Source organism: Pontiella desulfatans, from assembly GCF_900890425.1.
Lineage (GTDB): Bacteria > Verrucomicrobiota > Kiritimatiellia > Kiritimatiellales > Pontiellaceae > Pontiella > Pontiella desulfatans.
Map to the genome: position 1 here is coordinate 385154 of NZ_CAAHFG010000005.1, position 21088 is coordinate 406241.

16 protein-coding genes are annotated in these 21088 nt (G+C 58.6%); 4 read left to right on the top strand and 12 right to left on the bottom strand.

The annotated features are described in order from the left end of the window. Positions 1-11 precede the first annotated feature (11 nt). Positions 12-1487: a xylulokinase gene (locus E9954_RS31890; RefSeq protein ID WP_136083351.1), complete on the top strand. Its 1476-nt coding sequence runs from the start codon at positions 12-14 to the stop codon at positions 1485-1487. Positions 1488-1500: 13 nt separating this feature from the next. Next, entirely contained in the window at positions 1501-2829 is a 1329-nt protein-coding gene (gene xylA / locus E9954_RS31895; protein ID WP_136083352.1) for a xylose isomerase, read from the top strand. A gap of 94 nt (positions 2830-2923) precedes the next feature. Here xylA and E9954_RS31900 read toward each other — a convergent pair whose 3' ends face one another. The 6 genes from E9954_RS31900 to E9954_RS31925 all read right to left on the bottom strand — a co-directional run bounded on the left by E9954_RS31900 (position 2924) and on the right by E9954_RS31925 (position 10883). Beyond that, complete coding sequence (locus E9954_RS31900) at positions 2924-4459, bottom strand: flippase activity-associated protein Agl23 (RefSeq protein WP_136083353.1); 1536 nt, start codon at positions 4457-4459, stop codon at positions 2924-2926. A gap of 136 nt (positions 4460-4595) precedes the next feature. Continuing rightward, positions 4596-5249 (bottom strand): discoidin domain-containing protein, encoded by a 654-nt coding sequence (locus E9954_RS31905; RefSeq protein WP_222847394.1) that lies wholly within the window; start codon positions 5247-5249, stop codon positions 4596-4598. An 86-nt stretch (positions 5250-5335) separates the two neighbouring features. After that, the gene (locus E9954_RS31910) at positions 5336-6136 is read right to left on the bottom strand and encodes an FAD:protein FMN transferase (RefSeq protein WP_136083354.1); all 801 of its coding nucleotides are present in this window, start codon (positions 6134-6136) and stop codon (positions 5336-5338) included. 34 nt (positions 6137-6170) lie between these two features. Next, positions 6171-6911, bottom strand: coding sequence for a GxxExxY protein (locus E9954_RS31915; protein WP_168442747.1), 741 nt, complete (start codon positions 6909-6911; stop codon positions 6171-6173). 148 nt (positions 6912-7059) lie between these two features. Continuing rightward, entirely contained in the window at positions 7060-9552 is a 2493-nt protein-coding gene (locus E9954_RS31920; RefSeq protein ID WP_136083356.1) for a cytochrome c3 family protein, read from the bottom strand. Then, positions 9549-10883, bottom strand: coding sequence for a Gfo/Idh/MocA family oxidoreductase (locus E9954_RS31925; RefSeq protein ID WP_136083357.1), 1335 nt, complete (start codon positions 10881-10883; stop codon positions 9549-9551). Before E9954_RS31925 ends, E9954_RS31920 begins: the two co-directional genes overlap by 4 nt. Before the next feature lie 314 nt (positions 10884-11197). Between E9954_RS31925 and E9954_RS31930 the strand changes: the two genes are divergently transcribed. Beyond that, positions 11198-11665: a hypothetical protein gene (locus E9954_RS31930; protein WP_136083358.1), complete on the top strand. Its 468-nt coding sequence runs from the start codon at positions 11198-11200 to the stop codon at positions 11663-11665. A gap of 91 nt (positions 11666-11756) precedes the next feature. Here E9954_RS31930 and E9954_RS31935 read toward each other — a convergent pair whose 3' ends face one another. From E9954_RS31935 to E9954_RS31960, 6 genes are all read right to left on the bottom strand, one after another. Beyond that, a complete protein-coding gene (locus E9954_RS31935) occupies positions 11757-13709 on the bottom strand; it encodes a HEAT repeat domain-containing protein (protein ID WP_136083359.1) in 1953 nt (650 codons plus the stop codon). 11 nt (positions 13710-13720) lie between these two features. Beyond that, on the bottom strand, positions 13721-14599 hold the full coding sequence (locus E9954_RS31940; RefSeq protein ID WP_136083360.1) for a ThuA domain-containing protein: 879 nt from the start codon (positions 14597-14599) through the stop codon (positions 13721-13723). Between the two features lie 20 nt (positions 14600-14619). Then, positions 14620-15906 carry a Gfo/Idh/MocA family oxidoreductase gene (locus tag E9954_RS31945; protein WP_136083361.1) on the bottom strand — a complete coding sequence of 429 codons (1287 nt, stop codon included), beginning with the start codon at positions 15904-15906 and terminating at the stop codon, positions 14620-14622. A gap of 64 nt (positions 15907-15970) precedes the next feature. Beyond that, positions 15971-16963 (bottom strand): sugar phosphate isomerase/epimerase family protein, encoded by a 993-nt coding sequence (locus E9954_RS31950; RefSeq protein WP_136083362.1) that lies wholly within the window; start codon positions 16961-16963, stop codon positions 15971-15973. Between the two features lie 101 nt (positions 16964-17064). Next, positions 17065-18225 (bottom strand): Gfo/Idh/MocA family protein, encoded by a 1161-nt coding sequence (locus E9954_RS31955; protein WP_136083363.1) that lies wholly within the window; start codon positions 18223-18225, stop codon positions 17065-17067. Positions 18226-18333: 108 nt separating this feature from the next. Beyond that, the gene (locus E9954_RS31960) at positions 18334-19602 is read right to left on the bottom strand and encodes an MFS transporter (protein WP_136083364.1); all 1269 of its coding nucleotides are present in this window, start codon (positions 19600-19602) and stop codon (positions 18334-18336) included. Positions 19603-19797: 195 nt separating this feature from the next. On the opposite strand from E9954_RS31960, the gene E9954_RS31965 reads away from it, so the two are divergent. Then, positions 19798-20541, top strand: coding sequence for an AraC family transcriptional regulator (locus E9954_RS31965; protein ID WP_168442748.1), 744 nt, complete (start codon positions 19798-19800; stop codon positions 20539-20541). The last annotated feature ends 547 nt before the right edge of the window (positions 20542-21088 follow it).

Sequence of the window (21088 nt, forward strand, 5' to 3'; positions counted from 1 at the left end):
AGGAGTATGGAATGAACTATTTATTAGGTATTGATGTGGGCAGCTCGTCGGTGAAGGCGTCGTTGCTCGATGTGGCCACCGGCACCTGTGCCGGAAGCGCGTTTTATCCGAAAACCGAGCAGGTGATCGAATCGCCGCAGCCAGGCTTCGCCGAGCAGGACCCGCAGTGTTGGTACGACACCGCCCGTAGCTCCGTCCGCGACGCCATGGAAGAGGCCGGAGCCAAGCCGGAGGACGTCAAGGCCATCGGCATCGCCTACCAGATGCACGGGCTCGTCTGTGTCGACAAGGACCAACAGGTGCTGCGCCCGGCGATCATCTGGTGCGATTCCCGCGCGGTTCCGTATGGCCAAGCCGCCTTCGACGCCCTCGGTGCCGGGCAGTGCCTCGGGCACCTGATGAATTCGCCCGGCAACTTTACCGCCGCAAAGCTCGCCTGGGTGAAGGAAAACGAACCCGAACTCTATGCGAAGATCGACAAGATCATGCTGCCCGGCGACTGGCTGGCCATGAAGCTGACCGGCGAAGCCTGCACCACCGCCTCCGGTCTTTCCGAAGGCATGTTGTGGGATTTCCAGGACGAGGCGCCCGCCAAGTTCCTGATGGACCATTGGGGCTTCGATGAATCCCTGCTCGCGAAAATCGTTCCGACCTTCGGCCTGCAAGGCGGCGTTTCGAAGGAAGCCGCCGAAGCATTCGGGCTGAAAGAAGGCACGCCGGTTTCCTACCGCGGCGGCGACCAGCCGAACAACGCGCTTTCGCTCAATGTGCTCAACCCCGGCGAGATTGCCGCCACCGCCGGAACCTCCGGCGTGGTCTACGGCGTGACCGATGCGAAGAAGTATGATCCGCAATCGCGCGTCAACACCTTTGCGCACGTCAACCACGAAGCATCCGATCCGCGCCTAGGCGTCCTGCTCTGCATCAACGGCACCTCGATTTTTATTGCGTGGCTCAAGCGGCTACTGGGCGATCTGTCCTACCAGGACATGGACCGGCTGGCGGAAAGCGTCGGCATCGGTTCCGACGGCCTGGTTGCCTTGCCTTTCGGCAACGGCGCCGAACGGGTGCTGGGCAACCGGAATGTCGGTTCGCAGTTTGTGGGGATCGATTTCAACCGCCATGGCCGCGAGCACATTTGCCGGGCCCTGCAGGAAGGCATTGTTTTCTCGTTCATCTACGGCATGGAAGTGATGGAGGAGGCCGGGATCGAACTCAAGACCATCCGCGCCGGTTTCGCCAACATGTTCATGAGCGATGTCTTCTGCCAGACGCTGGCCGGAGTCAGCGGTGCAACGATCGAACTTTACAAGACCGACGGCGCGCTGGGCGCGGCGCGCGGCGCGGGATATGGCGCGGGCATCTACGGTTCGCTGGAGGTTGCCTTCTCCAACCTGGAGCTGAAAAAGAAAATCGTGCCCGGCGAGGGCGGCTACAAGGCGGCCTACGCCGCCTGGAAACAACATTTGGAAAATGTATTAAACTAACGGAGGTACTAAAATGAGTATTGTAACAGGCAACACCGAATATTTCCCCGGCATCGGGAAGATTGGATTCGAAGGCAAAGACAGCGACAACCCGCTGGCTTTTAAATGGTACGACGAAAACGCCATGGTTGGCGGCAAGTCGATGAAGGAAACCCTGCGCTTCGCGATCGCCTACTGGCATACGTTCTGCGGAACCGGCGGCGACCCGTTCGGCGGCGGAACCCACGCCTTCCCGTGGTTTGCCGGCGAAGACGCCGACGCCCGCGCGAAGAACAAGATGGACGCCGCCTTCGAATTCATCACCAAGATCGGCGCGCCCTACTACTGCTTCCACGATATGGACATCATGGAAGAAGGCGCCACCTTCGCCGAGACCTCCCAGCGTCTCCAGACGATCGTTGACTATGCCAAGGAAAAGCAGGCCGCCTCCGGCGTCAAGCTGCTCTGGGGAACGGCGAACCTCTTCTCCAACCCGCGCTACATGAACGGTGCCGGAACCAACCCGGACTTCAACACCGTCGCCTATGCCGGTGCGCAGCTGAAGAACGCCATCGATGCCACCATCGCCCTCGGCGGCGAAAACTATGTGTTCTGGGGCGGCCGCGAAGGTTATATGAGCCTGCTCAACACCAACATGAAGCAGGAACTCGATAACTTCGGCAACTTCCTGCGCATGGCGCGCGACTATGCCCGTGCAAACGGATTCACCGGAAACTTCCTCATCGAGCCCAAGCCGATGGAGCCGAGCAAGCACCAGTACGACTTCGACGCCGCAACCGTCGTCGGCTTCCTGAATGCCCACGGCCTGCAGGACGACTTCAAGCTCAACATCGAAGTCAACCACGCCACGCTCGCGCAGCACACCTTCCAGCACGACCTTCAGGTGGCGGCCGACAACAACATGCTCGGCAGCATCGACGCCAACCGCGGCGACTACCAGAACGGCTGGGACACCGACGAGTTCCCGGTTTCCATCCGCGAAACCGTCGAAGCCATGCTCGTCATCCTCGAAGCCGGCGGCCTGCAGGGCGGCGGAACCAACTTCGATGCGAAGATCCGCCGCAACTCGACCGACCTCGAAGATATCTTCATTGCCCACATAAGCGGTATGGATACCTTTGCCCGTGCGCTCGTGATTGCGGACAACATCCTCGCCAACTCGCCGTACAAGAAGATGCGTGCCGATCGCTACGCCACCTTCGGCGAAGGCAAGGGCGCGGAGTTTGCCGCCGGCAAGATGACCCTCGAAGAACTCGCGGGCATTGGCGCGGCCGGTGGCGAGGTTGCCCCGATCAGCGGCAAGCAGGAGCTCTACGAAGCCCTGATCAACCAGTACATCTAATCGGCATTTCAAGAAATGTTTGAGATGCGGGGCAAGCCATCGGCTTGCCCCGTTTTTCGTAGACGGAGCATTCTGCTCCGTCTGCGGGCAGTGGCTATTTCCTCGTTTCGAGGAAGGCGTTCCAAAGCTTGGAATTGATGTGGATGGCGAGCAGGGAGTCGGCGCGCAGGCCATAGTATTCGGACAGGAATTCGCCCGGGTCGGGTTCGAACCCGGTTCCCGAAATGATGAGGTCGGGCTTGGGGGCGCGGGGGACGGAGGCCGCATCAACCCAGTAGCCGATGTTCGGATATTCCCGTAGATAGAACGGCAATGGCCAGGTGGTTTCCGGTTCGGCGATCACCTGGATATAGATGTTCTTGCCCTTGGGGCTGACCGCTGCGATTTCCCCGACCCGTTTGACGAGGTTTTTGAAGTCGGGTGCCGTATGGGCGTAGACATAGGGGTTTCGGTAGTCGGCGGCGAAGCGGTAGACGGTGCGGTGGGCCAGCTGGTAGGTGGCGTAGGTCGGATAGGCCAGCAGGCCAAGAACGGTCAATTGGCAAGCGATGGATGCGCGGCGCAGGGTCACCGTTCGCTTGCACCATTCAAGGACCGAGGCCACGCCAATGCCGGCGAGAATGATCCATCCATGCAGGAACGAAAGAATGCACCAGGGGGTCTTGTAGGAGATAACCGAGTAGGCCGCCGTGAGCAGCAGGGTGTAGAACATCAGGAAGCGCGCCAGGCCTGGATCGCAGTTTGCGGGAAGTTTGTTGCGGACAATGAAGCCGCAGCCGACCAGGCCAAGCCCCAAGGCCAGTCCTTCGCTCCAGGCCGGGCCGCCATCGAAATGGTAGCGGACCAGCATTTTCAAATAGAAGTCCCAGGCGTGGATGTGCTCGGTTTCAACGCCCGTACCCCGCGCAAAGTAGCCCTTGTAGGCGAGAATGGATTGCAGGGGGCCGTCCAGGTTGGTGAGGAACGAGGAAAACAGAACGGTCGAAATGAAGAAGGCGCAAAGGGCGGCAAGAATCATGTTCTTGATCGGAAGGTGTACCCTGCGGGCAACCAGCGCGCACAGCAAACCGGCGCCAAGCATTGCGGCGTAGGCAATGATCGCGGTCTCCTTGGTGGCGAACATCAGGCCGGCGGCAAGTCCGCAGACCATGGCCCATGTCCGCGATCCGCTCTTGACCGAGAGCCACCCGGCCGCCACGGTTAGCAGGGTGAAAAAGACGAGCAATATTTCCTGGATGTAGAAGCGGCTGTAATAGGCCAGCCCCGGTGAGATGGCGGTGAACAAGGCCGTTGCCAGTACCGCAATGCAACCGATCCCGCTCCTGAGCAGGGGGATGGCGAGGATCAATAGCATGCCGAAGACCACCGGCAGATAGCGGTAGGTGGTTTCGTTGCTATCAAGAAAGGATTCCACGCCGGTCAGCCAGGCAATGGGGAGGGTGAGGTAGTAGAGGGTCGGGCCGTGGTGGTCGTTCGAATCGTATTCGTAGGTTCCATCCTCAAGCAGCATGCCGAACCGATAGGCCTGGTTGGCCTCGTCGTGATGCAGCGGCCGCTCCGCAAGCCTTGGCGCACGGAGGCTAAAACCCGCAACGAGGATCAGCAAGAAGGCAATGGGCATCCATTTCATAAACCGCGAATCCTAAGCTCTAAATTCCAAATCCCAAACAAATTCTAAAAACAAAACCCCAAGTGCCAATAGGGCAGTTGGGGTTTCGTTTAGAAATTTGGGATTGGGAATTTAGAAATTCCAATCCTCTGATGGGCTATTGGCCGAAAACTTCGACTTCGATGTAGTGGTTCATGTCGGAACCGGTCGAGCCGTTGGAGTACAGGCGGAGGAACTGGCCTTTGATGCCCTTGGCATCAACCAGCTTGCCTAGGTTGGTTTCAATATATTCACGATCCTTGCCCACGCCGAGTCCGGCGGAGTTGTCGTGGTCGTTGTTGAAAACAGTCTGTACGTTTTCGATGAAGTCCGCATCGTCGGCCACCTGGATGATCACGTCGCGGTAGGCACGGGCCTGTGCGTGGTAATGCCATAGGGCAACGGCAAAGATGGTCTTCTTTGCGCCGAGGTCGATCTGTACCCACTGTACGCCCGGTCCGAGTTCAACGTAGGAACCATCGGCGCCGTCCTTGTCGCCATCGGTCACGTATTCGAGTTCACCGATCACCGGGAAGTCGTCCGAGCTGGTTACGGCCTTTCCTGATGCGATGTTTTCGGTGCCCTTCGGGACCATGATTTCCGGAACAACGGCCTTGCGTTCGAGGTTCGGGGTTTTGATGGCTTTCGGGGTTCCGGCGAACAAGGGCTTCGGAAGTTCAAGTTCGAGCTTTTCCATTTCCTGCGCAACGGCGGAGCCTGCGATGACTGCCGCAACAGCGGCCACGGTTACAATTTTCAATTGATGTTTCATATTATTATGCCTCCATTAAAAGGCGGATAACCTAATACCGCCATTGGTTTGGTGTCTTGTATATAAAACGCTGTGCGTTGTACATTTCAGACACCGATTTTTATTAACGATTCGTCCTGTTTAACCACAAATGCAACAACGCCCGGATTTTCCCGGCAAAGCTGCACAATCAAATCCTGTTCCATCATCATGAACGCGGTGGAAAGGGCATCGGAATGGGCTGCCGATGGATGAACCGCCCACGCCGCCAGATGACGTTTCGCCGGTTTGCCGGTCTTCGGGTTGATGATATGGGAGCCCTTGATCTCCGTGCCCGAACCGCTGAGCGCCTGGTCTTTGAGCTTAATCTCGGAAAATCCGGCCTTTTCGCCCCACGGCCCGCCAACACCCAGGTTCCATTCGCGGCCCAAAGCGAGCACGGTGCTGGTTCCGCCGTTAATGATGACTTCCTCGACATCCCAGTCGGCCAGGATTTCCGCAGCCTTGTCGATGGCATAGCCTTTGCCGATGCCGCCGAGATCCAACTCGCCTTTACCGTCCTTTTTCCAACCAACGGAAAACCCGGCGCGATCAATCTCCAGCCATTGGAACCCGGTGCCCAGGGTTGGATCGAACAGGCCACCGGAAACGTGATGGGCCCAGGTTGCAATCTCAAGGCACTCCAGGGTTTCAAGCCCAACGCGAACCGAACCGCCCGGGGCAAGCAGGTTGATCTGGCCGACGTCGCTTCCCTCGTCATATTTGCTGAGCACTTTTTCAAGGCGGTCGAGCTCGCGGAACGCGGCCCCCGCAGCCTGCCGGGCGTATTCGCGTTCCTGCCCGGCAACGATCACCTCGAATGCGGTGGTCATGGCCTCGTGCTCATAGCTGTACGTCTGGGTCTTCATGGGTTAAGCAAAATCATTTAATGCAAAATGTTGATCAGGTCAACGTCCTGAACTCGATTTTGGCATGGTTGAGATTGATCCATTGAATGGCTTTAATGTCGGTGTGGTCTAGGAAGCGCTGAATATGGTTTTGGTAGTATCCTGGGTTCTTCGTTGTGGCCGAAACAATGAAGGCCGTTGCTGGATTCAGAAGGTGGACGTTCTGCTTACCCAAGACTCGGTTTCCCTTGGATACTGGAATGGCCTGAACAACTTGTTCTTCTCCTCCCAGGAAATGGGTGATTGCCTCCGTGTATAGATTGCTATCCAAAAAGGCTCCCCAGTCTTGAAGTAGGTTGCTCATGATGGTTCTGAGCTTTTCCGAATCGCCATCCAGTTTCTTCCACCCATCATCAACAAGGGTATAATCCAAGCGCTGTTCCATGGTAAGTCGGGTGGAGGCGAATTCATGAGCAACCGAAGCTGGGCGGAAATTGATCAAGGCCCCATGGGCAAGATTGGCCAGTAGTAAATAGTTCAGTATTTGCTTCCGGTGTTCCCCGTTTAGTGTTTTTGCGGTCTTTAGCTCGTATACGATGCTATTGCTCAATAAAAGGTCGATGAAGTAGCTTTTGTGGAACGTATCGTAGGAAACCCTGATTTCAACTTCTGAATGTCCTTCAATTCCCGCTGAAATGCAGCGCTCCATCAATTCGGCTTGATAGATGTTTTCATCGCAAAACCGGCCAAACTCATTGTGGATGTCGAAGGCCATGCCTGTGACCAGCTTATCCACTGCATGAAAGTTTTCCTGCGAAATCCGCGAAACACATATTGGAAGTTCGATTGGCAAAGCCCAGACCCTCATTTTGCATTAAATGATTTTGCTTCAGTTAGCGTCTGTAATGTTGCCGGTGCCCGTCGGGCACCGGCAACTTATGCTCTTAATCGTTATGCTTCTTCGCCACTTTGCAGGCCAGCAGGGCTGCAACCACGCTGACGATGGCGGCAATGCGGTGAATGACGATCGCCACATGCTGCCCGTGTGTCCCGAGGATCGGGAACATCGCAATCAGAACGCTGAGAATCAGCACGATGCCGCTCACGATCAGCACCCAGCCCCACAACCCGCCCGACTTGGCACGCAGTGCGGCCCAGACCAGCAGGAGAATCGCATAGAGCGCGCCGAAGCCCACATGCGACAGCAAGGGGAAGCCGCCTAGCGGATAGCTCAACGGCCAGCCGAACAGGAATCCGGTAATGATCAGCACCAGCATCGCACCCATCAGGCCCATCTTGATGAGCTTGGCATTAATCTCTTTTTCCTCGAGACCGGCGATGAGCTTATAGATCACTGGAAGTCCGACCGCCAGTGCGATCAGGGTCAGCAGCAGGGCAATGTTGCCCATCATGCACTTGAAATATTTGCGGACCTTGAAGGTGGTGCCGAACAGCTTGTTGAAGTTGCTGTCCACATCCTGGAACGCGTGCATTGGAACCACCTTGGCATTGTCGGTAAGCAGCGGGCCGGTGGCGGTGACGTTGCCGAACAGGAAGGCGGAATCGGACGCGTGGCATTCCTTGCAGCTCTTGGCGCCGAGCGATTGGGCGGTGCCGCGTACGTCGTGGCCCAGCGGCCAGGAGACCGGTTCCGCAGCTTCGTGGTCGGAATCAACCAACGCATCGCCGGAAAGATCGAACTTGCGGCCGTTGGAGATATAGGACGCCCCCTTGCCAAGCTTCTTCAGCATGAGCGCAACCTGCTCTTCGTTGAACGACTTGGTGCTGCCGACCGTATCGACCACGGCACGTTCCGCGAACTCGGATACGAGGCCGTTGCCATCCTTGGTATACCAACCGGTCGCCAGGGCGCTGTTGGTTCCAACCAGGTAGCCGTCGGCATCGACTGCAAACTGTTTGCCCTTGGAAACAACCATCATTTCGAGCGGTTTGAATGCATCCATCACACCAATGAGCGCCCCCTCGGTGTCATAGTCGATTTCCTCGGCGTTCACATCGAAGTCCGGAATGGTGGAAACCAGGTTGGAATCGGTCTGCCAGACAAAAGCCACGTCGAGGTCGGTTTCGCCGATGAGGTCGAGGCCGCCGTCCATGTTGAGTCCGTAGGCCTTGCCGTTGGAAACAAACAGCGGTTCGCCCAGCGCGGTTTCCACAATGGCAAACTTGGAGAGCACGGCGCCGATCTGGTTCTGCACGTCGAGAATTCCGATGGCCGCTTCGGCCACGGTTTCTTCCGGCAGGGGATGGCCTTCGGCATCCGACCAGAAGGCCGGCCACATCATGCGGCGCGGCTCAATTTTTCCGTCGTCGTTGCGGACGTAGACGGGCTCAACAATGAAGGGTGATTCGGTGTACCACTGCGCCCGGCCGTAGATGCCGAGTTTGTTTGCACGGGAAGTCCGGACCAGTTGCGGCTCTTCGCCCGGAACGGAACCGGAGTGGCAGGCCGTGCAGGTCAGCTCTTCAAAGTGAACGGGGGGCAGTCCCTTGTGGTGGGCAACCGGCGCGCCGGCCTGGCCGGCGATCATGCCGTCCTCGGCATGGCACGCCGCGCAGCTCATCGTTTCGGTGGTGCCGCGCAGGATCTGGTGGTCGTCGCCGTTGCGGTGGCAATCCACGCAGGAAAGGCCGGCCGCCGCGTGCACGTCGCCGGGCACATCCATGCGCTGCGCCGTTACCGGGTGGGTGGAGTGGCACTGCAGGCAGTTCTTGTCCATCGGCTTGCCGATGTCGAACCAGATCCGGTGCTTGGAGTCGAACATGCCGCTGTCGTAGTTCACGGACGGGGGAACCCGGTAGGTGTGATCGTCCGGGCTGCCGCCCATATACATGTCCCACCATTCGGGCATGCGCGAGGCCATGCCGTCCACTTCGCCGATGCCGGCCGCCGCAGTGGCCGCCCAACGGAAGTTTTCGCGAGCGATCTGCTTCGCCCACTCCGTCATGTCTTGGCGGTGCGACTGGTTATGGCAGGCCAGGCAGTTCATTTCGAGTCCACCGGAAATCTCCCACCGCGCATCGGGATCGGCCAGCTTGTCCTCGGGATCGCTGATCGCCCCGCCGGGCAGGTGCGTGCCGAAACGCTTGGTGAACTCCCAAGCGGAAAGCCCCATGCGATCGGCCGGAATCTGCGTTCCGGTCGTTTCGTCAACGGCGATCCACGGTTCGGTTGCGCGGCCTTGGCCGGCGCCCTTGAAGTGGGTGCCGCCATGGATTTCTTCATAGTCGTGGCAGGCGCCGCAGGTCATTCTGGCCGAGAACGGCATGGTGTGCGGAACGGAGGAGACAATCTTCTGACCATCTTCAGCCGTCAGCGGAATGCGGTGAACGGGCGTGGTTCTGCTTCCATCGAAGTGACTCGCGAAAACAGATACCACCGTTCCTAGGATTGGAAGTATCAGGTTTTTCGTTTTCACACGTGGAAGTCCGATTTGTTGAAGTTGATTTTCTGGCCGGATGCAACGGCGCGGTTAACGGCCAATACGGCCACAGCGGTTTCGAAGCCTTTTTCGCCCGGGCAGTTGAGCTCTGTGCCGTAGCGGATGGCATTGAAGAAGTTTTCGAGATGCGGCTGATGGGCCGGCTTGGTCAGGTCGACCGGCAGGGGCCAGGCCGCAGCGGCGGCGGTAACGCGGACGTCGACCGCAACGTTCTTGGTTGAGGCTTTCTTGATCGGTGCGGCCATCTGCTTAATCAGCCCTTTCTGCGCCAGCGCATCCCATTCCGGGGCGTGGGCTTCGCGAAGCGCGGAGTTGCCGCGAGCCGGAACCTCGGCAATTTCGATGGTGCCTTCGGTGCCGCGGAAGGCTTCGGAGAAACCGCGATGACCGGTGGTGGTCTGCGTTTCATAGAATGCACGGGCTGTGCCGTCCGGTGTGTCGTATTCGAAGATGCACATCACGTTGTCGTACCACTCGCGGTGCTTGTAGAAGTCGGTGCCTCCGGAAGCGATAACGGATTTCGGGTTGGTTTCCCAGATCCACTCGAAAAGATCGATCTGGTGGGAGCCGAGGTCGACGATCGGGCCGCCGCCATATTTCTTGTACCAGCGCCAGTTTCTGAACTCCATCATGGAGTTGTAGCCATACTTGTCGAGCTGTTCGGCGGACATTTCGAATTTTTTAGGGAAGCCGATGTCGTCGGCTTTCGCCCGGTTCCACTGTGCGACGGCTGTGGTGACGGTTCCCAGCAGTTTTTCCTGATGGATCAGGGTTTCAATCGCGTGAATGTAGCGCGGGTTCGAGCGGCGCTGATGGCCGATCTGCAGCAGCTGGCCGGTGGCCTTGGCCGTCTGGACCATGGTGGCGGCTTTTTCAAGCGAGTTGGACATTTCCTTTTCGGAATAGACATGCAACCCCGCTTCCATGCAGGCGTTGGCATGTTCGGCATGCATCCAGTCGGGGGAGGCCACCACAACCGCATCGAGCCTATCCTTCTCGTTGGCGATCAGTTCCTTGTAGTCCTCGTAGATGTTGATGTCGTGGCCATATTTCTTGATCACGTTGCCGGTGTAGGTCTGGGAGTATTCCCAGATATCGCACAATGCCACGAAACGGATGCCGGGGATACGAAGACAGGATTCGGTTAGAATTCGGCCCTGGGCTCCGGCGCCGATCAGCGCAATATTCAGTTGGTCGGGATTCTTCTTCGCCGACAATTCGGCATTCTCGATGGCGCGCGCCTTCAGCGTCGCCAACGTGGCGCCTGCAACGGCCGCCGTTTGCATGAACTCGTTTCTATTCATCATCTTTCCCCTGGACAATTTGTGAAATTAATTAACAAACCGCTTTTCTACTGCGATTCTAAGCCCTCTTCAACAAAAAACAACCAGCCTTTCCGCCTGGCGGATGCTGCATATTTCTTGTATTTATGCCGTGTAAGATATACTCGTTCACAGCCATAGTCTTGTAGAATAAACGCCAGGACCTGTATGGAATGGACAAGACGGGATAAGGCGGGGGACGGGGGTTGCCAGGGATGAACCCCCAGAAAACCGACCCGAAATTAAATCCGGATTGACGATCGTCAATCTAGATTTAATGGGTGAAGGGAGAGATGGCGATGGAAAAGGTTGAGCTGACGAGTGAGATCGAGGCGGTGCTGGTGGCATATTCGACGCTCCAGCAGGAGGAGCGGGTGCTACGGGAGCGAAAGCATGCGCTGCAGGAAAAGCTGAAGGCGCATCTGCGCGGCGAAGCGAAGCGGGTGTGGTTCCCGGAGGTGGGGGGCGAGCGCCTGAAGATTAGCTACCGCAGCGTCCCCCAGGTGGAGTATGACGAAGAGGTGCTTCGGTCCCGTCTTGGCGCCCGCTATGAATCGATCCTCGAACCGGACTTGCGGAAGTTGAAAGCGGAGCTTCCAAACCTTGGAAGCGAGCTGGCGCCGTTGCTTGGGCGAATCGGGAGTCCTTCGCCCGAAAAGGTGAAGGAGGCCCTTCACGACAAAACCATGACGGCCGATGAATTCAAGGGCGCGTTCACCAAGACGATGAAGGAATACATTTCCGTGGCGCACGTCCCGTCGGAATAATCGGCAATTCTTCTGAGAGCTGTTTTTGGGGATAAAAAAACCAAAGTGACGATCGCCACTTTGGTTTCACCAATCCGCTGAACGGGGAGGGCTAGTTTTGGTAGTCCTTGATCCTGCTGTTAGCTTCGTTGGCCAGCTTTTCGTCCTTGGTTTCGGCGATGCGCCGGAGGATCGGGATGGATGCTTCCTTGAGGTTCCAATGGTTGGAAACCTCGCAGATGGCCCAGGCGGCTTCGGTGAAGACCTCCGGGTTATCGAGCTGCGCGGCCAGGAAGCCGAGCACCTCCGGGGTTTTGTTTTTCTTCACGCAACCAATGATGCTTTTCAGTTCCGGGGCGCGGTCGGTCGCGGCGGCGGCCTTCATGCACATTTCGAAGTTTTTGTTTGGATCGGTCTCCGTGTTCGCAAGCCGGATATAGCCGCGCAGGGCAATCACCTGGTGTTTTTCGCTGTCGGTGGTGGTGGCCAATTCAAGCAGCTGGCCTGCCGCGTCGAGGCTCGGCCAGTTGGCCAGGCCGCGGATGGCGGCATCCTTGATTTCGGGAACCGGGCTTCCGAGGGCTTGGGTCAGCATGGCCTTGGCGGCCTCGCCACCGATTCCCCCGAGCGTGCGGATGATGGCATAGTTGGCTTCCCCCTCGGCGTTGGGGTATGCATCGATCAGGGGCTGGGCGCAGGCGTTGGCATCGGGCAAGCGTTGGGCCGCCAGCACAATCGCCTTTTCCACGGCCTGTATGGTCTTCGTGTTGCCGGAGGTGAGCAGCAGGTCGGCGAACAGGCTGAAGTCTTTTTCCCCGACAAGGTTCGGCAGGGCGTTGATGGCGGCGGCCGTGATCCGGCTCCAGTCGCCTTTGGCCAGGTTGGCGATGGCGGGCAGGCTTGCGTTGGCCTGGCGCGCCGAAAGGCATTCGATCATTTTGATCTTCAGTTTTTCATCGGTGCTGGTTTCGAGAACCTGGCAGAGTTGTGCATCCACCCCGTTGGCTTGCAGGCCGCATAGGGCATCGGAAGCCGCCGGGGAAGTGAGGCAGGCCGCCAGCAGGGTCTCGATGGAGCCGGCTCCCCCGACCTGCGCCAGCGCCTGGAAAGCGGCATGCTTGATCGTGGCGTTTTGGCTGGCGGTGAGCTGGAGCATTTTTATCTCGGACTCCTTCGCCTGGCGGTCGGCGAGTATGCCGATGACCCGGACTTGCTGCCCGGGTTCAAGGCCATCGATGCCTTCGATCAACATGGCGGTCGGCAGTGTTGCCAGCAAACCGGTTGCGGTCTTGGCCAGCCGGGCGCTGTCCGAATCCAGCGAAGCCAGCACGGTCGATGCCGTGGCTTCGGGGTTGGCCCTTGCAAGGCCGACCAGTGCGGCGCAGCGGATCGTTTCGTTGTTGTCTTTCAACAACTCCCCATGGATTTTTCGGGCCAGTTTGGAGTCCATGCTTTGCCCGGCCTGCAGCTGGGCCTGCTTGAGTTCAACCACAAGCTCCGGCGACACCTTTTTCGCTTTGGAAAGGGCCTTGAGCGCATCCTTGCCGCCGATGTTCCCCAAGGCGGCGATGGCGGCGCGTTGAAGCTCCGCATTGGCATCCTTCAGGTAGGGGGCAATGGGCTTGACGGACGTTGACGACCTGCGCTGGCCGAGCGTTCCGATGATTCCCGGCTTCAGGGCATCGGAGGCGTTCGCCAGCGCGGCAACGAGTGCCGCATCGGCAGCGGGGGCTTGCAGGCTTTGGAATACACGGCGGACAAACTCCGAGAGTTCGGGGTTGAGCAGCTCCGGCGCAAGCACCGGAACGCAGGCCTCCGACGCGCAATGCCGCAGCATCCGGCAGGTGTATTGCTTCCCTTCGAGCGTGGTGCCATCCGCCTGGAAGATTTCGAGCAGTTCCTTTTCGAGCGCTGGGAGCTCATTTAGGGTCGCGCCGAAGAGTTTCGCTTCGATGGGGCGGCGCACCTCCTGGCCCTGTTCGGGGGTGAGCGTGCGCAGGGCATCGAACTGTGCATGGGCGGCGGTGGCTGCCAGCAACAGGCTGAGTGTGAGTATGCGTTTCATTCGAGGGGTTCCTATTTGATTTCGTCGGGCACATCGTAGTCGCCAAGGGCATACTGGATGCCGGCGAGATAGTGCTGCAGAATGCGCGCATCCCAGAAGATGTGGTGGTTGTGGCCCATCGAGCAGTAGAAGACCCGGCCCTTGCCTTCCGGGCGAACCCACGTGATGCCGAAGTCGCCATCGGTGCGCTCGATCTTATCGGCCTTGCCACCCTTGACGGCCTTGGTGTCCGGGTCGTCCATGTCGAGGCTGGTAATGATGCGCTGGTTTTCGCGGGAGTAGGGATCCTTGAACTGGTAGATCTCGTCCTTCACCTTGAACGATTCGCCGTGGAAGCATTCGTTGATGGGGTGGTCGGGTTCGTCGAGCTTGACCTGCACGGTGCACCCGGCCGTCCAGGGGTGGCCGCAGAACAGGCCGCCCATGATCTTGGCGCCCTCTTCCCACTTGTAGAAGTTGTCGGTGGCGGCGTGGATGCCGATGATGCCCTTGCCGCCGCGGATGAACTTCAGCAGCGCGGCGCGCTGTTCCGGTGTCGGGTCGAGCCGGGTGGTGCTCATGAAAAGGACGGCATCGTATTCCGCCAGATCCTTGTCGTTGAACACGTCGAGCTCCTGGGTTTCGACGGCGGTGTAGGCACCGGTCTTTTCGCCCAGCAGCTTCAAGGCTTCGACTCCCAGCGGAATGTTCTTATGCACAAAGCCTTCGCAGCGCGAGACGATCAGGATCTTGCGCGCCTTCTTTGGCTTCGCCGGGGCCTTGGCGGGCAGGGCGGCCTTGACCTTCCCGATGTTTTCCTCTTTGGCAGGGCCTAGGTTGTTTTTGTTCGGGGCCGCAGTGACGCCGGCGGCGATGGCGATAATGGATAGGGTTGTGAACATTTTTTTCATTTGAATCGTCCTTATGTGAGTTATAGCACCCAGGGTTCGCGATATGCACGGGTCAGCAGGCCGTTGGCCGCCGAATCGCCGATCACGTGTTCTTTTTCCGGATCCCACTTTAGGGTGCGACCCGTGTAAATTGCCATTTCGCCAAGCAGGCCGGCGCTGATCGAGCGGTGGCCGACTTCCGCCGGGCAGATGCACTCCTTGCGGCTGCGGATGCAGTCGAGGAAGTTATGGTGGTGGTCGCGGCTCTCGTAGAGATGGATTCCGTTGGAGGGAATCGGATCCTTGAGGATGCTCGGGTCGCTGGCCTCGATCTTGGTGCGCGTAACCAGGATTTCGCCCTCTTCGCCAACAAAGCGGACGCCGGGGCTATGTTTGCTGGTCACCTTGATCAGCGAGCCATCGGCATAGTTGAGGTCGAAGTCGTAGGAGGTGATCACGTTGAACAAATCCTTGTCGGCAAAGGTTCCGGTGCCGGACACCTCGACGGGGCCGGTGCGGTCGAGGCCGAGCGCCCAGTGGGAAATGTCGATGTTGTGTCCCGCCCAGTCGGTGATCTGGCCGCCGGAGAAGTCGCGCATCCAGCGCCAGTTCCAGTGCATGCTGCCGCCGCGGCCGAGGTCGCGGTGCGGCTGGGAGGGCGCCGGGCCGAGCCACATGTCGTAGTCGAACCCTTCCGGAACCGGCACCGGTTTCGGGTTGGAGCCCCCATAGCCCCCCGGCAGGCGGGCTTCGGCGAATTTCATTTTTCCAAGGCGGCCGTTGCGCACGAGCTCGCAGGCCAGACGGAAGCGGCCGTCGGAGCGCTGCTGGCTACCGGTCTGCCAGATCACGCCGTTGCGTTCGACGGCATCGACGATGGCGCGGCCTTCGGTGATGGTGCGGGCGAGGGGCTTCTGGCCATAGATATCCTTGCCGGCATTGGCGGCGGCCACGCAGATGATGCCGTGCCAATGGTCGGGCAGGGCGTGGAAGATGGCATCGATGTCGTCGCGGGCGAGCAACGCGCGGTAGTCGTTGTATTCCGCGCAATCGGTGTTGCCGTATTTGCCATCGATGACCCGTTTGGCGGTGGCGCGGTGCTTTTTGTCGACATCGCACACGGCAAGCAGGCGGGTGCCGTTGGCGTTCAGGAAGCCTTTGAGGTTGCCCATGCCCATCGAGCCGGTGCCGATGCCGCCGATGGTGATCGTGTTGCTTGGCGCCGATGCGCCCAGCACCGTGGAGGGTACGATCGACGGAAAGCCCGCCGCCGCACCGAGCACGGCCGAGGATTTCAGCAGGTTGCGTCTGGATAAACGGTTTTTCATAACGTTCTCATTGGGGTGGAAAAAAACGGACGGATCGGTCGGATCCGTCCGGTCTTGAGGAGGATTAACTATCGAAGGCTTCGTCGAAGACGCGGTCCGATTTCGGGAAATCGACCTGCTTGGTGAACGCGCACGATTCGGTTGCGCCGTGGACGCGATCCATCATGGCATCTTCCCACTCAACGGAAAGCGGGCCGTCGTAGTTCTGTGCATTGAGCGTACGGATGATGTCTTCGAAGTTGACATCGCCCCGGCCCACGCTGCGGAAATCCCATCCGCGGCCCGGGGTGCCGAAGTTCAGGTGCGAACCCAGAATGCCGCTTTCGCCATCGAGCGTAACGGAGCAATCCTTCATGTGGACGTGGTAGATGCGGTCGGGGAACGCCTTGAGGAACTTCACGGGATCAACGCCCTGCCATTCCAGGTGCGAAGGATCGAAGTTGAAGCCGAATGCCTTGCGGTTGTTGACGGCGGCCAGCGCGCGGCGCGCGGTAACGATGTCGAACGCGATTTCGGTCGGGTGGACTTCGAGGGCGAACCGGACACCCACCTTGTCGAACACGTCGAGGATCGGGTTCCACATCTTGGCGAAAAACGCAAAGCCGTCGTCGAGCATTTTATCGGATGCCGGCGGGAAGGAGTAGAGCATGTGCCAGATGGAGGAACCGGTGAAGCCGTTGACGACCTTCACGCCCATGTTGGCCGCCGCCTTCGCGGTGTTTTTCATGGTTTTCACGGCCCACTTGCGCTGCCCTTCGGGGTCGCCCGCGAGTTCCGCCGGGGCGAACATGTCGGAACGGCCGTCGTTGTTGAGGTCGCACACCAGCTGGCCGGCCAGATGGTGGCTGATGGCATGGCACTGGAGGCCGTGGTCGGCCAGCAGTTCTTTTTTCTCGGTGCAGTATTTTTTGGATTTGGCGGCTTTGTCGACATCCATATGGTCGCCCCAGCAGGCGAGTTCGAGGCCGTCGAAGCCCATATCCTTGGCCAGCGGGGCCAGCTCCGCGAGCGGAATGTCCGCCCACTGTCCGGTAAAGAGTGTTACAGGTCTGCTCATTTTGATGCTCCTTGATTATTGCGTATTACGTACTACGTATTGCAAATGCCCGTCTCGGCGGGAGTTCCTTCAGCAATACGTAATACGCAGTACGAAGTACGTTATAATTTAGTCCACGCCGCGTTGTTGTTGGAGCTAGCAACGACGGCTTCGATGAATTTCATGCCGAGAACGCCTTCCTTAATGCCCGGGAAGTCCTTCTCGAGGTCGGTCGGCTTGCGCTTTGCCGCTTTGGCGCGAATGGTGTCGGCAAAGTTGCAGTAGTTGTTGGCGAAGGCTTCGAGGAAGGCTTCCGGGTGGCCGAACGGCAGGCGCGTGGCCCGGCCGGCGGCTTCGGATTTGGCGCCGATGTAGTCGTTGCCGCGCTTCCAGATCTGGGTCGGTTCGCCGAGCTTGTCGACGTAGAGCCAGTTCGGATGCTCCTGGTGCCATTCCAGCGAACCGTCTTCGCCATGAATCCAGATGGCGAGGTTGTTTTCCTGGCCGATCGAAACCTGGCTGGCGTGCAGCAGGCCCTTGGCCCCCTTGCTCAGCCGAAGCAGGCAGTTGCCGTCGTCGTCGAGGCGGCGGCCCTTGACAAAGGTCGTCAGGTCGGCGGCGATTTCCTTGATCGCCAGGCCCGTGATGTATTCGGCCAGGTTGGCGGCGTGGGTGCCGATGTCGCCCATGCAGCCGGCAATGCCCGATTTTTTGGGATCGGTACGCCAGGCGGCCTGTTGGGAACCTTCTTTTTCGGTGGCGCGCGCCAGCCAGCCCTGCGGATACTGCACGATCACTTTGCGGATCTTGCCGATGTCGCCCTGCTTCACCATGTCCTTGGCCAGCTTGACCATCGGGTAGGCGGTATAGTTGTGCATCAGGCCGAACACCTTCTTCGACTTCTGCGCAACCACCTTGAGCTGCTCCGCCTCATCGACCGAGAGGGTCATCGGTTTTTCGCACATGACGTTGAAGCCCGCTTCGAGGAATGCCTTGGCGATCGGGAAGTGGGTGTGGTTCGGCGTGCAGACCGAGACAAAGTCGATGCGCTCTTCTTCCGAAAGGGCCAGCTCGCCCTCGATCATCGCCGCAACATCGCCATAGACGCGCTTCGGGTCGATGGCCAGTTCCTTGCCCATCTGCTTCGACTTCTTGGGGTCGATATCGAAGGCGCCGGCCACGATTTCGATCTGCCCGTCCATGCGGGCCGCTTTGCGGTGTACGTCGCCGATGAAGGCGCCCGGGCCGCCACCGACCATTCCCATGCGTAGTTTTCTGTCCATTGTTTAACTCCTTGAATTTAGATTGCTGGATTCGTGGATCATTGGATGGCTGGATGGGGCGCTGTTTTCAGCAATCCTCGCATCCAGTAATGCATCATTCCATTGCCCTTACTCTTCGTCCGAAACGTGGACGGCCTTGTAGCCGCCCTTCATCTGGAAGCCGATATGCAACGCGGTGAAGACCACGATCAGCGCGATCGCCAAGTAGGACACCATTTTCAGTGCCGCGCCGGCACCGGCGGTATCAAGCTGCCCACCCATGATCGGCAGAACGAAGGCGATGGAAGCCATGCCGGCTCCGCCCATCAGGTTCATGGCCAGTGCGCCGCCTTTCGGGAAGCGTTCGGCAACAATGCCGAGCATGGTCGGCCAGAAGAAACTCTTGCCGATTCCGAAGATGGTTGCCGCAGTGAAGGCCACTGCCGCTGAAGCGCCGGTTTTCAGTGTGCCCAGCCAGAAGAGGCCAATGAAGGTCAGCACGGAACAGACAATCAGAACGATCAGCGGGGAAAACTTGTGAACGAGGCCGCCACCGAAGAAGCGGATCACAAACACGAGGCCGGCGGTGTAGCAGAGGAAGATGATGCCTTCCATGCCGGTCAGCTCTTTCATCAGCGCCGGGAACCATTGGTCGGGGCCAAGCTCAACGGCAGCGGTGAGCCACATGAGAAGGAAGAGCAGGATAAAGAGCGGTTTGAAGGTGCCCTTGACCATGTCGGCCGTGGAAACTTTTGCCGCAACGCGTTCGGTCTGCGGATATTTGCGCATCAGGCACATCACCAGATAAATGACGGTCGGAATGGCGATCATGCCCATTTTAGCCTGCCAGCTGGCACCGCCTTTGGTCAGTGCGAGGGCGAGCAATCCGCCGATAATCATACCGCCCGGCCACCAGGCATGCAGTACGTTGAGCATCTGGCCTTTCTTGTCCGGATAAATCGTCGCCGCCAGCGGATTGATGACACCTTCCACAATGCCCTGGGCAATGCCCATGATCAGGAATCCGATAAATAGCATACTGGTTCCTGGAGTTGCGAAGATGCCCGAGACGATCTCTCCCTCGGCCAATTCAGGCATTGGAGCGGCGATAATGCAGCCAAGCCCAACCAGGAATCCGACGGCTGAGAGCACATGCATGACCTTCATCCCGAGCGCATCAACGGCAAATCCGCAGATAAAGATCGAGAAGGTGAAGCCGAGAAAGGCGGGCGACCACATTTTACCCATCAGTTCTGCATTCAGATGGAAGTCGGCACTCAGGGCCGCTGAAATGTCGCCTCGAATGGCAAAAATCATCGAGGTGGTTAGCAATGAAATGCAGCTGGCTATAAAGAGCCACATGCGGTGGGCGTGTACGGTATTGTCGTTGTCGGACATGTTCTCATCCTCCTGGTTGTTTTTCTCCTGTGCGGGATTTGGATGATCGGAACAATGATTCTTTCCCTATGTCCCTGCCCGATGTTTCATCCACCCACACCACTCAAGTGTCGGACAAAGTACCCGAAAGCATAAAGAGAGGTCTTGTAGATGCCTAGCCTATTCTTGTATATTTTCGGCACAAATGGGAGCCACATGGACAAGGTTGGATTTAAGAAGGACTTTCTGGCAAGGATGCATAGCCCGGAGCAGATGCAACTGCTCTTCAACCACCTGCCGGACGTCTACTATTTCGTGAAGGATCGCGACGGACGCTTTGTGATGGCGAACGATACGTTCGTGAAACAGTGCGGCGCCTCCACGGAGGACGAGATCATCGGCAAAACCGATTTCGACTTCTTCCCGCTCGGCCGCGCCGAAACCTATGTCAACGACGACAACCACGTGATGTCGACCGGCGAAAGCATCATCGACCGCGTCGAGCTGGCTCCGGACCCCGGCAACTCCATCAACTGGTTCATCACCTGCAAGGTGCCGGTCTACTCCAACGAAGGCGACATCATCGGCCTCGCCGGAACCGCGCGCGACATCACCCGCGCCGGCCTCGCCCTGCGGCCCTACACCGAAATGCGCGCCGTGCTCGAATTCGTGCGCGACAACTATCCCCAGGCGATCGAGATCAAGGAACTGGCCGCGCTGGTGCACCTCTCCATCAGCCAGTTCGAACGGCGCTTCCGCAAGGTCTTCCAGATTTCACCCCTCAAGCACATCATGAACGTGCGCATCCGCGCCGCCAGCCTGCGGCTCACCACCACCAACGACACCATCGCCGCCATCGCACTCGACTGCGGCTTCTACGACCACTCCCACTTCACCCGCAACTTCCGCAAGGTCATGGGCGTCTCTCCCAAGGAATATCGCAAGCAATATATGGGGTAGGCGCAATGCCATCTTCAGTTTGCTTGTGGGAGAAACTTGCTTTTGGGGGCGTAGAAGCGACACCCTCGTCGATTACAGTGCAGTGGCAAGCGGTGGGGGCACCGCTTCTACGATTAGGACGATTCCAAAATGAAGATGGTATAAGTGCCAAGGTGGAGATGGGTCATCTCACGACGGTCAGCCGGGCGATGAAGTTTTACGATGAAGCAGAGGGCGTCCGGGCGTAGGAGAAGGAACGGATTCTAAAATTCATCGGCCGACCCCTTTTTGGACCCCTCGAATTCAAGTTATGTCCGGGGGGGGGGAGGAACCCAAAGAGGGGTCGTTATGGGAGTTGAAAGTTAAAATGACGATTTAGGCGGCCTGACCCTTTGGCTAGGCGGCCTGACCCTTTGGCCCCTGACCTTTTTTTCTGACCCTTTTTTTCCGGGGTGTTCCTCTTCTGGTGGAGGGTCGTTGTCCTCAACGACCGATTCCGACCGGGCGGCAGACCGGGAGGAACCGGTTTCTCCCAATGTGGAGCAGGCTTTCTTGCCTGCCCATGGCG

Coding starts and splice junctions, on each gene's coding strand:
- E9954_RS31910 (WP_136083354.1), bottom strand. CDS start 6,136: ATGAAGACCCAGACGTACAGCTATGAGCACGAGGCCATGACCACCGCA.
- E9954_RS31950 (WP_136083362.1), bottom strand. CDS start 16,963: ATGAGCAGACCTGTAACACTCTTTACCGGACAGTGGGCGGACATTCCG.
- E9954_RS31925 (WP_136083357.1), bottom strand. CDS start 10,883: ATGATGAATAGAAACGAGTTCATGCAAACGGCGGCCGTTGCAGGCGCC.
- E9954_RS31930 (WP_136083358.1), top strand. CDS start 11,198: ATGGAAAAGGTTGAGCTGACGAGTGAGATCGAGGCGGTGCTGGTGGCA.
- E9954_RS31945 (WP_136083361.1), bottom strand. CDS start 15,906: ATGAAAAACCGTTTATCCAGACGCAACCTGCTGAAATCCTCGGCCGTG.
- E9954_RS31965 (WP_168442748.1), top strand. CDS start 19,798: ATGGACAAGGTTGGATTTAAGAAGGACTTTCTGGCAAGGATGCATAGC.
- E9954_RS31955 (WP_136083363.1), bottom strand. CDS start 18,225: ATGGACAGAAAACTACGCATGGGAATGGTCGGTGGCGGCCCGGGCGCC.
- E9954_RS31935 (WP_136083359.1), bottom strand. CDS start 13,709: ATGAAACGCATACTCACACTCAGCCTGTTGCTGGCAGCCACCGCCGCC.
- E9954_RS31890 (WP_136083351.1), top strand. CDS start 12: ATGAACTATTTATTAGGTATTGATGTGGGCAGCTCGTCGGTGAAGGCG.
- E9954_RS31940 (WP_136083360.1), bottom strand. CDS start 14,599: ATGAAAAAAATGTTCACAACCCTATCCATTATCGCCATCGCCGCCGGC.
- E9954_RS31905 (WP_222847394.1), bottom strand. CDS start 5,249: ATGAAACATCAATTGAAAATTGTAACCGTGGCCGCTGTTGCGGCAGTC.
- E9954_RS31960 (WP_136083364.1), bottom strand. CDS start 19,602: ATGTCCGACAACGACAATACCGTACACGCCCACCGCATGTGGCTCTTT.
- E9954_RS31900 (WP_136083353.1), bottom strand. CDS start 4,459: ATGAAATGGATGCCCATTGCCTTCTTGCTGATCCTCGTTGCGGGTTTT.
- xylA (WP_136083352.1), top strand. CDS start 1,501: ATGAGTATTGTAACAGGCAACACCGAATATTTCCCCGGCATCGGGAAG.